The 11,863-nt window shown below is 66.8% G+C and carries 14 protein-coding genes; 4 read left to right on the plus strand and 10 right to left on the minus strand.

The genetic code is table 11. The features are described from left to right. Window position 1 precedes the first annotated feature (1 nt). The 8 genes from GD627_RS12135 to GD627_RS12170 all read right to left on the minus strand — a co-directional run bounded on the left by GD627_RS12135 (window position 2) and on the right by GD627_RS12170 (window position 6,280). Complete coding sequence (locus GD627_RS12135) at window positions 2–946, minus strand: hypothetical protein (RefSeq protein WP_152272724.1); 945 nt, start codon at window positions 944–946, stop codon at window positions 2–4. A gap of 3 nt (window positions 947–949) precedes the next feature. Further along, entirely contained in the window at window positions 950–1,501 is a 552-nt protein-coding gene (locus GD627_RS12140) for a TerD family protein (protein WP_146362715.1), read from the minus strand. Then, window positions 1,501–2,019 (minus strand): hypothetical protein, encoded by a 519-nt coding sequence (locus GD627_RS12145; protein ID WP_146362713.1) that lies wholly within the window; start codon window positions 2,017–2,019, stop codon window positions 1,501–1,503. The genes GD627_RS12140 and GD627_RS12145 overlap by 1 nt, the downstream gene beginning before the upstream one ends. A gap of 38 nt (window positions 2,020–2,057) precedes the next feature. Next, window positions 2,058–3,251: a toxic anion resistance protein gene (locus tag GD627_RS12150; protein ID WP_146362711.1), complete on the minus strand. Its 1,194-nt coding sequence runs from the start codon at window positions 3,249–3,251 to the stop codon at window positions 2,058–2,060. Window positions 3,252–3,346: 95 nt separating this feature from the next. Beyond that, window positions 3,347–3,928 (minus strand): TerD family protein, encoded by a 582-nt coding sequence (locus GD627_RS12155; RefSeq protein ID WP_146362709.1) that lies wholly within the window; start codon window positions 3,926–3,928, stop codon window positions 3,347–3,349. A 31-nt stretch (window positions 3,929–3,959) separates the two neighbouring features. After that, window positions 3,960–4,541, minus strand: coding sequence for a TerD family protein (locus tag GD627_RS12160; RefSeq protein WP_146362707.1), 582 nt, complete (start codon window positions 4,539–4,541; stop codon window positions 3,960–3,962). 26 nt (window positions 4,542–4,567) lie between these two features. Then, entirely contained in the window at window positions 4,568–5,158 is a 591-nt protein-coding gene (locus GD627_RS12165) for a TerD family protein (protein WP_146362705.1), read from the minus strand. Window positions 5,159–5,170: 12 nt separating this feature from the next. Beyond that, the gene (locus tag GD627_RS12170; protein ID WP_152272725.1) at window positions 5,171–6,280 is read right to left on the minus strand and encodes a DUF475 domain-containing protein; all 1,110 of its coding nucleotides are present in this window, start codon (window positions 6,278–6,280) and stop codon (window positions 5,171–5,173) included. 298 nt (window positions 6,281–6,578) lie between these two features. Between GD627_RS12170 and GD627_RS12175 the strand changes: the two genes are divergently transcribed. Both GD627_RS12175 and GD627_RS12180 read left to right on the plus strand, forming a co-directional pair. Continuing rightward, the gene (locus tag GD627_RS12175; RefSeq protein ID WP_152272726.1) at window positions 6,579–6,878 is read left to right on the plus strand and encodes a variant leucine-rich repeat-containing protein; all 300 of its coding nucleotides are present in this window, start codon (window positions 6,579–6,581) and stop codon (window positions 6,876–6,878) included. Window positions 6,879–7,054: 176 nt separating this feature from the next. After that, the gene (locus GD627_RS12180; RefSeq protein ID WP_194266045.1) at window positions 7,055–8,203 is read left to right on the plus strand and encodes a type I restriction enzyme HsdR N-terminal domain-containing protein; all 1,149 of its coding nucleotides are present in this window, start codon (window positions 7,055–7,057) and stop codon (window positions 8,201–8,203) included. A 70-nt stretch (window positions 8,204–8,273) separates the two neighbouring features. On the opposite strand, the gene GD627_RS12185 is transcribed toward GD627_RS12180, so the two are convergent. Then, window positions 8,274–9,038, minus strand: coding sequence for an anti-sigma factor (locus GD627_RS12185; RefSeq protein ID WP_152272728.1), 765 nt, complete (start codon window positions 9,036–9,038; stop codon window positions 8,274–8,276). Further along, complete coding sequence (locus GD627_RS12190) at window positions 9,035–9,640, minus strand: sigma-70 family RNA polymerase sigma factor (RefSeq protein ID WP_152272729.1); 606 nt, start codon at window positions 9,638–9,640, stop codon at window positions 9,035–9,037. The genes GD627_RS12185 and GD627_RS12190 overlap by 4 nt, the downstream gene beginning before the upstream one ends. A 331-nt stretch (window positions 9,641–9,971) precedes the next feature. Between GD627_RS12190 and GD627_RS12195 the strand changes: the two genes are divergently transcribed. Continuing rightward, on the plus strand, window positions 9,972–10,748 hold the full coding sequence (locus tag GD627_RS12195; protein ID WP_152272730.1) for a hypothetical protein: 777 nt from the start codon (window positions 9,972–9,974) through the stop codon (window positions 10,746–10,748). Window positions 10,749–10,931: 183 nt separating this feature from the next. Next, window positions 10,932–11,441: a class F sortase gene (locus GD627_RS12200; protein ID WP_246165476.1), complete on the plus strand. Its 510-nt coding sequence runs from the start codon at window positions 10,932–10,934 to the stop codon at window positions 11,439–11,441. Window positions 11,442–11,863 lie beyond the last annotated feature (422 nt).

Raw genomic sequence — 11,863 nt, forward strand, 5'->3', positions numbered from 1 at the left:
CTTACCTGCCCTGATAGGGGAGGCGGGTGGTCATGCTGAACCCGAAGGCCTCCCAGATTGCTTTGAATTCCATACCGAACGGGAGTTCCTCGGCACGCAGCTCCAGGACCTCGCCGATGCGGATGACCGAGAGAACGTAGAAGCTGCGCTCGCTGGCCCGGGCGGGGATGGTGACGGACTTGCCGTTGTAGAGCCCCACGCTCAGGGGCTGCTTCGGCTTCGGGAAAAACAACGCGCGGCGCAGCTTCCGGACATGGCGCAGCGGGATCAGCGCCAGGTCACCCTCATAGCCGACCAAGGGACGGTTGCCCGGAGTGGAGACCATCACGCCCTCCAGGTTTTCGGGCCGGAACTCCCCGGAGGAGACGGAGCCGGTGCTGTACCCGTCCCCTTCCCACACGGCACGGACGGTTCCGGCAACCACGAGGCTGCCCACCGCCGATTCCATCGGAGTCAGGCGCAGCACCGGGTTCTGCCGGTCCAGGCTGCGCAAATCGCCCATTCCCGGGGCCGGAAAGAGCCGGCTGTGGACGGGCTCCGCGCGCACGGGGGCGGGCGCGCCGGACGACGACGCCGGACGGACCGGCGCGTTGGCAGCGGCACGGCTGCTGGCCGCTTCGGCCCGGGGAGACAGGCCGAGCGAGAGCGACGGTGAGGCAGCCGGGGCGGCCTGGCGCGGCGGCGGAGACAGGGAGAGGGAACCCGGTGCCGGGGACGCTGGAGCCGTCCGGGGCGCGGCCGGAGTGGAAGGAGCAGCGGGAGTCCCCGGCGTCGTCCGCCGTGCCGACGGGGCAACCGGCGTCGTCCGGGCTGCCGGTGCCGCCGCGGGTGCCGTGCGCGGGGCGGCCGCGGCCGGGGGAGCCGCCGGAGCCGCAGCGCGCGGCTTGACCCGGCGGCTCAGGAAGGGGAGGTCGGTGCGGACGGCCGACGAGCGGTTTATGGCCATCGCCTAAAGATCGAATCCGAAGTCGGCGGCCAGCCCGCGCAGCCCGGTGGTGTAGCCCTGGCCCAGGGCCCGGAACTTCCAGTCGGTGCGGTGCCGGTACAGCTCGCCGAACATCATTGCGGTGATGGTGTCCCGGTTCGCGGCGGGCAGGTCAAAACGCACCAGCTCCCTGCCGTCGGGCCGGGCCACCCGGATGTAGGCGCTGCGCACGGCAGCGAACGTGCCGGGTCCGCGCATTTCCGGATCCGCGTACACGGCAAAAACGATCTTCGACACGGCGTCCGGCACCCGGGACAGGTCAACGTCGATCTGCTCGGTATCGTCGTCGCCCTGGAAGGTGACGGAGGCCTCCGGGCTGGCGATCTGGTTGAAGAACACCAGGTGCGCGTCGGAGAGGACCCGGCCGTCGGCACCGCACAGCAGGGTGAGCGGCACCAGCTCGGAGGCGGGGCCGCGGCTGGGGATGACATCCCAGCCCAGTCCCACCAGCACGGAGGTCAGGCCCGGGTTTTCTCCGGTGAGGGCGGCGTTGGCGCCGGCTACCAGGGTTCCCATCAGTGCTCTCCGAAGGTCAGCGAGGAGGGGGAGAATTTGTCATCGAGGAACCGGCCGTGGGCGGACAGTTCGGCAATGGCGCCGGTGCGGACCTGGTTCTCCAGGTCCCGGGCAATGCCTTCCAGGATGGTCAGCTGATCAACGAGCAATGTGGTGGCCTCTGAAGTCTCGGTCCGCTCTCGGTCGCTGAGGGCCACGTAGGCACGCAGGGGAGTGGGGAGGTAGTTGGTGATGATGGCATTGAACAGCACACGCTGTTCCGTGGACGCCCCGTGGCTGCCCACGTAGTCCCCCAGCGGCGCCAGGATGTCGTCGATCTGCCGGACCATGGAGGAGACCAGGGTCGGCAGGGCACTGCCGGCCCGGCGCACCGCGGTGCGCAGGTTCACCAGGGACTTCATGGTCTCCCGGTGTTCGGCGTCGGGGCCCGACGGCGATGCGGCTGCGGACAGCTCCGGCGCCGGTTCCGGTTCGGGCGCGTTGCCGAACAGGGAGCCGAAGAATCTGCCTACCGGCATGGCCGGCTCCTTTCCGCCGGAGCTGTCCTGTCCGTCATCTAGCGGGACTCGCTCTGGCGGGAGCGCTCGAGGTAGGGCCGGGCCTGCGTGATGGTGGTTTCCAGGGACTTGACCGTCCCTTCCATGTTGCGGGCCGCCTCGGAGCGGAACGTGTCGATCGCGTCCATGGTCTGGTACACGTTGTCGAAGGCCTTCTGCAGGGTTTCCACGCTCACGCCGGAGGTGGAGGCCTGCTGGTGGATCCGGGCCGTCTGGTCCTTGAGCATTTCGCTGGTGCTCAGGATCATGTTGTTCGTGGTGGTGTTCACCGCGTCGATCTGGTCCAGGACCATCTTCTGGTTGGCCAGGGCCTGGGCAACGATCACGGCGGTGCGCAGCGCGGAAATGGTGGTGGTGCGGGCGCGCTCCACGCCCTTGATCAATTCCACGTTGTTCTTGCGGATCAGGTCCATGGCCAGGTAACCCTGCACGGACACGGCCAGCTGGGTGAGGATGTCCTGGCGGCGCTGGCGGATGGGGAAGAGCACGTCCGCCTCAAGGGCGTTGGCCTGTTCAATCTGCCCGGCGTTCTTGAGCTTGTCCACCTTCTCCACGCAGGCGGCGTCCAGGGACTCGGCCAGCACGGAGTATTCGCTCAGGGTCTGCATGGTCTTCCACAGCTCCACCTTTTCCCCGGCGAGGGAGGCGTTGTCCTTGAGCAGTTCATCCTGGCCGGCCATCAGGGCCTTGATGATCTTGTCCAGCTGCACCTGGGCGGACTCGTACTTCTGGAAGTACTTGGCCAGCTTGTTGCCGCCCGGAATGAAGCCGAGGATCTTGCGCCCGGTGCCCAGGTTTGCCTGGTTGGGGGTCAGGTCCTCAACGGTGGTGCGCAGATCGCCCAGCGTGGTGGCGACCTTCTTCTGCGCGTCGTTGCCGGATTTCTTCGCACCGGCCACGGAGGTGGAGGACCGGTCCAGCAGGCGGGAGGAGTACCCGGCGGACTGGACCATTTCGGCACCGGCCAGCTTGTTGATGGAATCCACCTGGGCGGTGAATTCCGGGCTGCGGGCGTCCAGCTTGGAGACTTCGTCCATGAAGGACTTGGCCTGCGCTGCGATTTCGGCGCGGCGTTCCTCCGGCACCGGGACCATTCCCGGGGCGCTCTCGGGAGCAACCGGAGCGGGCGGTTCCGGCGCGTTCAGCACCAGGGCGGCTTCGGTGGCGTCCGGGGGTGTCAGCGGTGTGGTCATGGTCCAGCCTTTTCTTGGGTGAGCTTCGTATACGGATGCGGGGAGTGTTCCGGACTGCGGAACACTCCCCGCAGGGTGTAACTGGAAAGCCGAGTCTAGCCCAGCTGCACGCCGAAATCGGTTGCAATGCCGGCCAGGCCGGTGGCGTAGCCCTGGCCCACGGCCTTGAACTTCCATTCGCCGTTGTTGCGGTACACCTCGGCGAAGATCATGGAGGTCTCCGGTGCGGCGTCCTCGCTGAGATCGAAGCGGACAATCTCGCTGTCGTTTTCCTGGTTGACCACGCGGCAGTACGCCCCGCGGACCTGTCCGAAGTTCTGGTTACGGACATCGGCCTGGTCGATGGAGACAACGATGACCACGCGGTCGACGTCGGCTGCCATGGCGGTCAGGTCAATGAGGATCTGCTCGTCATCACCTTCGCCGTCGCCGGAACGGTTGTCTCCCAGGTGGGTGACGGAACCGTCCTTGGCTGTGGGCTGGTTGTAGAAAATGAAGTCGTCGGAGGACCGCACCTTTCCGTTGGCGGCGATCATCAGTGCCGAAGCGTCGAGGTCGAAGGGCTCGCCCGTGGTGGTGCGCGGGTCCCAGCCGAGGCCGACGACGGCCTTCTGCAGTCCGGGATCGGTCTTGGTGAGGGAAAGGTTGCTTCCCTTGGTGAGGGTCAGACCTGCCATGCTGTTCAGCTCCTTGTAGTCGTGGGGAAGATTAGTCGAGGTTGATGCCGAAATCGGTGGCAACCCCGTACAGCCCGGATGCGTAGCCCTGGCCGATGGCGCGGAACTTCCATTCACCGCGGTGCCGGTAGATCTCGGCGAAGATCATGCAGGTTTCCGCTGCGGCGTCCTCGCTGAGGTCGTAGCGGACCACCTCTGAGTCGGTGTCCTGGTTGACCACGCGGCAGTACGCATCGCGGACCTGTCCGAAGTTCTGGTGCCGGGCTTCGGCCTGGTCGATGGACACCACAATGACCACGCGGTCGACGTCGTCGGTCAGGATGCTGAGGTCAATCAGGATCTGCTCGTCGTCGCCGTCGCCCTGGCCGGTGCGGTTATCGCCCTGGTGGACCACCGAACCGTCCTTGGCGGACAGCTGGTTGTAGAAAATGAAGTCATCCTGGGAGCGCACCTTGCCGTCGGATCCGAGCAGCAGGGCAGAAGCGTCCAGATCGAACGGATCGCCGCTGGTGGTGCGCGGATCCCAGCCCAGGCCGATCATGGCCCGTTCCAGGCCGGGGTCAGCCTTGGACAGGGAAAGGTTGCTTCCTTTGGAAAGTGTGAGGCTGGACAAGGTGCTCTCCTTACGGACGGCGGGGGTTAGAGGGAGCGGGCTGCCGTGGGGATCAGGTCCTTGACGGTGCGCCCCTGGGCACGTTCGCCGATGGCCTTGAAGCTCCAGCCGGACCCTTCGCGGCCCACCTTCGCCATGATCATGGCCGTGTGGGTGCCGGCGTCGGTCAGCTGGTAGCGGGCAATCTCGGGGCTGCCGGGCGTGGAATCGTCCACCAGGCGGCAGAACGCGTTCTCCACCTGGTCGAAGGTCTGCCGGCTGTAGCTGGAGATCACGAACACGATGTTCTGCACAGCGGGGGAAACCGCCGCCAGATCCACCAGGATGACCTCGTCATCACCCTCGCCGGCACCGGTGAGGTTGTCGCCGGTGTGCTTGGCGGAGCCGTCCTTGCTCGCGAGCTGGCCATACCAGACCTGGTCTACGGCGTTGCCGTTGGCGTCGAAGAAAATGGCGGACGCATCCAGATCCACCTCAGCGGCCTTCTTGCCGCCGAACAATCCACGCTTGACCGGGGCGGCGGAATCCCAGCCCAGTCCCAGACGGGTCTTGCTCAGCGATCCGCCGTCCTTCTTCGTCAGCGACAGCGACTGACCTTTCTGCAGGCTCAGGCCCATGGTTCTCCCTCGTTAGTTGGTGTATGCGGGTCGTTTGGCGGCGTCCGACTTGGCGACGCGCTTGTTGCGCACAATCGAGGAGGTCAGCGCGGCGAGGATGAAGACGACGCCGATCAGGCCGGTGATGACCTCGTTGATTTCCAGCTCAATGGTGAGCAGCAGGATGGCGGCCAGGGCGCCGATGGCCCAGTGGGCGCCGTGGTCCAGGTAGACGAACTCGTCCAGCGTGCCCTGGCGGACCAGGAAGACGGTCAGGGAGCGGACGAAGATCGCGCCGATAAGGCCGAGGCCCAGGGCGATGATGATGGGGTCGGAGGTGATCGCGAAGGCACCGATAACGCCGTCGAAGGAGAACGAGGCGTCAATGACTTCCAGGTAGAGGAAGAGCATGAAGGCAGCCTTGCCGGTGGCCTTGACCAGACCGCCGTTGCCGGACTTCGGGGCACGCGCTTCGGCGTCGTCCGCATCGAAGTCCTCGTCGCCGTCGACGTCGAACATGTCGCCGAGGCCGGTGACCAGCAGGTAGGTGATGAGGCCGGCAGCGCCGGCGACGAAGATGTCGACGGTGTGATCGGCGTCGGACAGGCTGGCGGCGGCCAGCAGGGCGGCGAGGCCGACGATCAGGGACGCGCCGTTGACCTTGCCGATCTTGCCCAGCGGGGCTTCCAGCCAGCGCAGCCAGCGGATCTCGCGCTCCTCGAACATGAAGTCCAGGAAGATCATCAGCAGGAACAGGCCGCCGAAGGCAGCGATCTGCGGGTGGGCTTCATGCAGGAGGTAGCCGTAGCTGCCGGGCTGGTTCGGATCGCCCTTCTCCAGGGCCAGCTGCAGGGCCTCGATGGGGTTGATGCTGGCGGTGACGCCCACAATCACGAGCGGGAAGACAATGCGCATGCCGACGACGGCGATGAGGATGCCCACGGTGAGGAACATCTTCTGCCAGAAGGGGCTCATCTTTTCGAGGATGCGCGCGTTGACCACGGCATTGTCGAAGCTCAGGCTGATTTCGAGCACGCCCAGGATGGCGCAGAGGATGAGGGCCTCTACCCCACCGTAGAAGAACGCTGTGACCAGCGCGGCGGCCGTGATGACAAACGACCAACCGAAAGTTTTCAGAAACACTCTGCTTGCAGCTCCTTTAGTTCCTGCTCGCAGCCGGTGGGGGCGGGAAGGGCAAAAACTTGATTGAGGATGGCTAGATCCGAAACGAATTAGGCTTCAGTATGTCGCACCCCGGAGGGCAGCGGCAACTATCTTTGCTGACGGCACCGGGGCATCCCGGCCCGGGACGGCAATCCACCGGCCGGGCAGACGGCCGGCCCGGCGGTCCCGCGGTTCCCCGGATTGGGCTGCGGCGTCCATGGTCTGAAAGGATAAAGGAAAGCCTACTTAGTAAGGCGCCCGTTTGAAGGAGGACTGCATGCAGGACGAAATGAACTCGAATGCGGAACCGGTTCTGAACATTCCGGCGGCCGACGTCGTCAGCGGCGGCGCATCCGCTGCCGCACCCGCCGAGGTGGATCCCGCGGAGGTTGCCGTCCTGGCCGAGGCCGAGGATCCCGGCACGGATCCCCTCCGGCTGCAGGAGCTGGCCACTGACCATCCGCTGGCCCGGCCCGCCGTCGCCGCCAATCCGGCCGCCGGCCCGGAACTGCTGGAGTGGCTCGGAGCGCTTGGCGACGCCGGCGTGGCCGAGGCCCTGGCGCGCCGCGCCCGCTAGCCACACCCCGGCTTGCCCCGGACATCCCGCTGCACGCAGTCTGTGCGGCGGGATGGTGCGTTTGGGCGTCGATTGCTGCGGCGTGTCCCGGGACGCCGGTTCTGAGGGTGCCTAACGATAGTGTGAAGGAAATGAAGAGGCACGCGGAGTTCGGGTGCTGCACTGAGGGGGAGAAGATGACGGATCCAAAATTTGAGGCGCGGCTGTCGGTGCTCGCAGGCTGGGCGCGGGAGGCTGCCCATCGGGGACACCCGGTTCCGTCGGACACCGATCTGGAAACCATCAGCCGCTTGAAGGATGCCTCCACCGACCAGGTGGACCGGCAAGCAGTGGAGCCGTGGCTGCCCACAATCCAGTGGCTTTTGAAGCAGGCCGCGTTCGGCGTTGCCGCGCCTCATCAGCAGCTGCCCGTGGAACTGGCCCAGCCTCTCGGGTTCACCGAGATGGCCGTGGAGGTTGCCGGCGTCGGGGAACCCGAGCCTGTCGAAGTTTCTGCCGCACCTGCAGAACCCAGCCCGGCTGTGCCGGACGCCGTTCCCGAGGTTGAGGTCAGCCTGGTGGACGTAGCGCCAGCGCAGAAAGGCGAGGCCGAAGGCACTGTGACCGTGGTGGCCAAGATCAAGCCGGCGACGGCACAAAGCAAAATGCCCAAATGGGAATCCGACGCGCGGGAAAGCGTCAAAGCCGCGGTGAAGAAATTCGCGAAGCCGCTGCAGAGCCTTTTGGAGCGTGACGCCAACGAAGGCGACACCCGGCTTGTCGTGACGGATCTGCTCTGCGAGGGCCTCGGGTATGACAAGTTCCGGGACCTGACCACCGAGTACATGGTGAAGCAGGACTTCGCGGACTACGGGGTGCGGATCGACAAGCAGCTGGTCGGCTTCATCGAGGTCAAGCGGATCAGCCAGAAGCTCAACGAGCGCCATCTCCGGCAGGTGCAGATGTACGCCGTGAACGAGGGCGTCGAGTGGATGATCCTCACCAACGGGCAGGTCTGGCGTGCCTACCATTTGACCGGCGGTCTGCCCGTAGTGGTGGACATGGCCTTCGAAGTGGACCTACTGGGACCGGAAAGCGTGGCAGAAAAGGCAGAAAAGCTTTTCTATCTCCACCGTGAAGCGCTCAAGCGCCGCAAGATCGATGATCTCTGGAAGCATCGTGCGGCTACGTCGCCGGAAGCCCTGCTGGACATTCTGCTTTCCGATACCGTGCTGGACGCCATCCGGAAGGAGGTCAAGCGCAATAGCGGGATTTCCACGACCGTGCAGGACCTGGCCACCGTGCTGCGTATGGAGGTAGTGGACCGGAAGCTCATCGCAAAGTAGCTCTGGGACTAACCCGTCCTTGCGGGGCGGGCCCGCCTCAGCGCGACCCGCCCTGCCCGTTCGGCCCTGCCTAGATTTCCGCGACGGCCACCAGGGGGAAGGTGGGGGTGGTGGACCCGCCCGCCGGTTCCACCGTCAGGGCCACGGCCCCGGCCCGGGCGACGTCCCCGCCCAGCCAGATGCCCACGTCCCCGCCGGAAAAGTGCGTATCCGGAATCGGGGTATCGCCCTCCAGCAGCCAGAGCTGATATTCGCGTCCTTCACCGGGATCCGGCAGGCCCGCTGCGACGAAGAGGGCTTCATCCTCCTCGCGGGAGACCACCAGCGTTGCCGGCCGGCCGTCGACGTCGACGCGGTGCGTGGTGACGTCCGGTGCGGCCAGCAGCCGGTTCTCCCGGTCCTGTTCCTGGGCCGAGAGCTGTTCCTGCTGCTGCTGCTCCGACCGCGCTCCCAGGCTCCAGCCCGCAACGGCGATTCCCGGAAGCAGGACGGCAGCGGCTGCGGCGGCCAGCAGTCGCTGACCCCGGCGCCGTCGTCGTTGTTCGTCCAGGGAGACGACGACGGCGGGTGCGGCCTCGGGCGGCCGGGCAGGCAGCGGCTGCGTGCCGGCGATGGCAGACAGCACCGACGCACGCAGGGCCGCCGGCGGAGCCTGCGCGGTTCCGGCGGCGAGCTCGGCAGTGACGTCGGCGTAGCCGGCAAGCTCAGCCCGGCAGCGCGGGCACTGCGCCAGATGACGTTCGAAGGCGGCACGCTCATCCGGCTCAAGCGCATCAACGGAATACAGCGGGGCCAGATCATGGAGCTCCCCGAAGTGCTGGTTCTGCTCGTTCATGACTGTCCTCCCCCCAGTGCCGACCGAAGCCTGTTCAAACCGTCGCGGATCCGGGCCTTGGCCGTGCCCAGCGGTATTTCGAGGCGCGCGGCAACCTCCTGGTAGGTGAATCCCTGGTAGTAGGCCATGGCCACGGCTTCGCGCTGGAGCGGGGTGAGAGCACCCAGCCCGGTGCGCACTTCGTTGGTCTTCATGCCCTGCTCCACCTCCTGCCATGTCTGGTCCACGGGAGTTCCGCTCCGCTGGTCCTCGTAGTTTTGTTCCCGGTCCCGTTCCCGGGCCACCTGGCGCACCCGGTCCACGGCCCTGCGGTGGGCAAGGGTGCATAACCATCCCAGCACCGATCCACGGGTTGTGTCGAAGCGCGCCGACTGCTGCCAGGCCATGAGGTAGACCTCCTGGACCACTTCGGCGGCGATTTCCGGAGACCGGACCACCCGCAGGGCCACCCCGTACACCTTGGCCGCGGTGGCGTCATAGAGAGCGGCGAAACCGGCCTCGTCTCCGTTCCCGGAGCGGCGCACCAGTTCGGCCAGGCCGGCTGCAGGGTCCTCGTGCACGGCTTCGGAGGACTCCGCCGGGCCGCTCCCGGAATCAGTCATGGGCTCCCACAGGTCATCCCTTCGGCGGCGGGCCCCCGCGCAGGCTGCGGGCGGGGATATGTTCGCTGAGAACAATGCCACACTTTGGCAGCCGGCACCGACGTGTCGCCCCGTGGAGCGGGGCGGTGAAGTTTTCTCCATGTCTTCTGTTCGCAGCCAAGCTGCTGCCGGATGGGTGGTGTTCCTTTTACCCGGACAAGTAACCGGCGGGCATTTGAAAGTATTTTTCCCCGGGACCCATCCGGGACGGGATCGGCTCCGAACCTTCCATGTCTAACGCCCGATGCACGCATTTCGATGTGCACACCGACACACGACGAAGGAACCGATCATGAACAAGAAGATGCGCCTGCTTGCCGTTCCCACCCTGGCCATGGCGGCACTGGCCCTCTCGAGCGGCCCCGCCATGGCCCACGGCGAGGACTCCTGGTCCAGCCAGGCCACGCTGAACACCATTAACAACTCGGGCACCACCGGCCAGGCCATGGTGGAAGTGCACGGCATGGAAGCCAAGGTGACGGTCAACGTCTCCGGCGCAGCAGAGACGTTTATGGACGGGGCCTTCCCGCATGCCCAGCACATCCACATCGCTGCCCAGGGCGTGTGCCCCGGACCCGACGCGGACACCGACGGCGACGGCGTCGTCAACACCACCGAAGGCCACCCGTACTACGGGATGATCGGGACCTCCCTCACCACCGAAGGTGATACCAGCGCAGACTCCGCACTGGCCGTGGAGCGCTTCCCGGGCGGATCCGCCTACACCTACGAGCGCACCCTCGACCTGACGCCCGAGACCGCTGCATCGCTGAAGGACGGCTCCGCAGTGGTAGTGGTCCATGGCGTGGATCCGTCGCGGATGCCTGCTGCCGCCGCGGCGAAGATGTCGGACCTCGACCCGTCGCTGCCTGCCGCTGCGACCCTTCCGGCCGCCTGCGGCACCCTCATGGGGTCGCAGATGGAGGCGATGCCCGAAGGCGGCGCTGACACCGGTGTGGAGGCAGCAGCCGGCAACAGCAACGCTGCCGGGATTGCCGTAGCCGGCGGCGCCGGAGTCCTGGCCCTGGGCGGTGCGGCGATGGTTATCCGCCGGCGTGCCCGCGCCTAAGACTGCTGTTAGCTGAAGCCGATTCGCATGACGGTATCCAGCCACGGCCGCCGCGCAGGACTATTGTCCTGCGCGGCGGCCGCGCTTCTCCTGCTTCCGGGGTGCACGGCAACGTCCGACCCGGAGGCCGGAGCGCCTCCCAGCCCGACGACGTCGGCGTCGTCACCGTCCGTTGCGCCGAGCGTGACCCCTGCACCCGGCCCTTCCGGCACCCCGACGGCGGATCAGGACCCGGTGCTGGCACCGTCGGCACCGGTGTCCCTCTCCATCCCCTCCACCGGCACCGCATCCGAGCTGCTTCGGCTGGGACTGCGCAAAGACGGCAGCCTCGAGGTTCCGCCCGAACCGCCGGGCTCGCCGGCGGGCTGGTACACCGGTTCGCCCACCCCGGGGGAGCGCGGACCGGCTGTCCTGCTGGGGCACGTCAACGCCACCGGCGGCGGCGAAGGAGTCTTCGCGGGCCTGCGGTCCCTGAAGCCCGGCGACCGCATCGACATCGCCCGGGAGGACGGAACCACAGCCGCCTTCACCGTCGACCGAGCGGAGCAGTACGGCAAGGATGACTTTCCGACGCTTGCGGTATACGGAAACACGGCCGATGCGCAGCTGCGCCTCATCACCTGCGACGGCTATGACCCCGCCACCGGGACCTTCGATGACAACTACGTTGTGTACGCGACCCTCAGCCGCTGACACCGGCCGTCCCCGCAGATAGCCGTAGATAGCCGGACATGGCCCGGACACGGCCCGTGCTAGGGTCGGTGGCGATACGTGTCTGTTGGCTCGGGGGAACCATCATGTACTCCTTCCGGGTCCTGGCTGGCCACTGGGGGAGTTGTGAAACGCTGCATGTCCAGCGGTGCCGGGCTGCTGCCGCACCGGCGGTTCTACGCCGGGTGCCGGGCAGGCATGGTCCGCCCCGGGACTTCCGCCCCGGATACGGCCCGCTGCCCGGCACCCGCAGCTGTACCTCCTCCCGCCGCGGCTGACCAGCCGATACTCCGGTCCGAGCAGGCTCCCGCCGCGGTCTTCGACGTGCTCAATCCGTCTGCGGCGGCGCGCCCACCGGCAACTTTGTCGCTGCAAGCGCGGATACCGCGCTCGACTCCCTTGAG

It is taken from the genome of Arthrobacter yangruifuii (assembly GCF_009192775.1).
GTDB classification, from domain to species: Bacteria; Actinomycetota; Actinomycetes; order Actinomycetales; family Micrococcaceae; genus Arthrobacter_B; species Arthrobacter_B yangruifuii.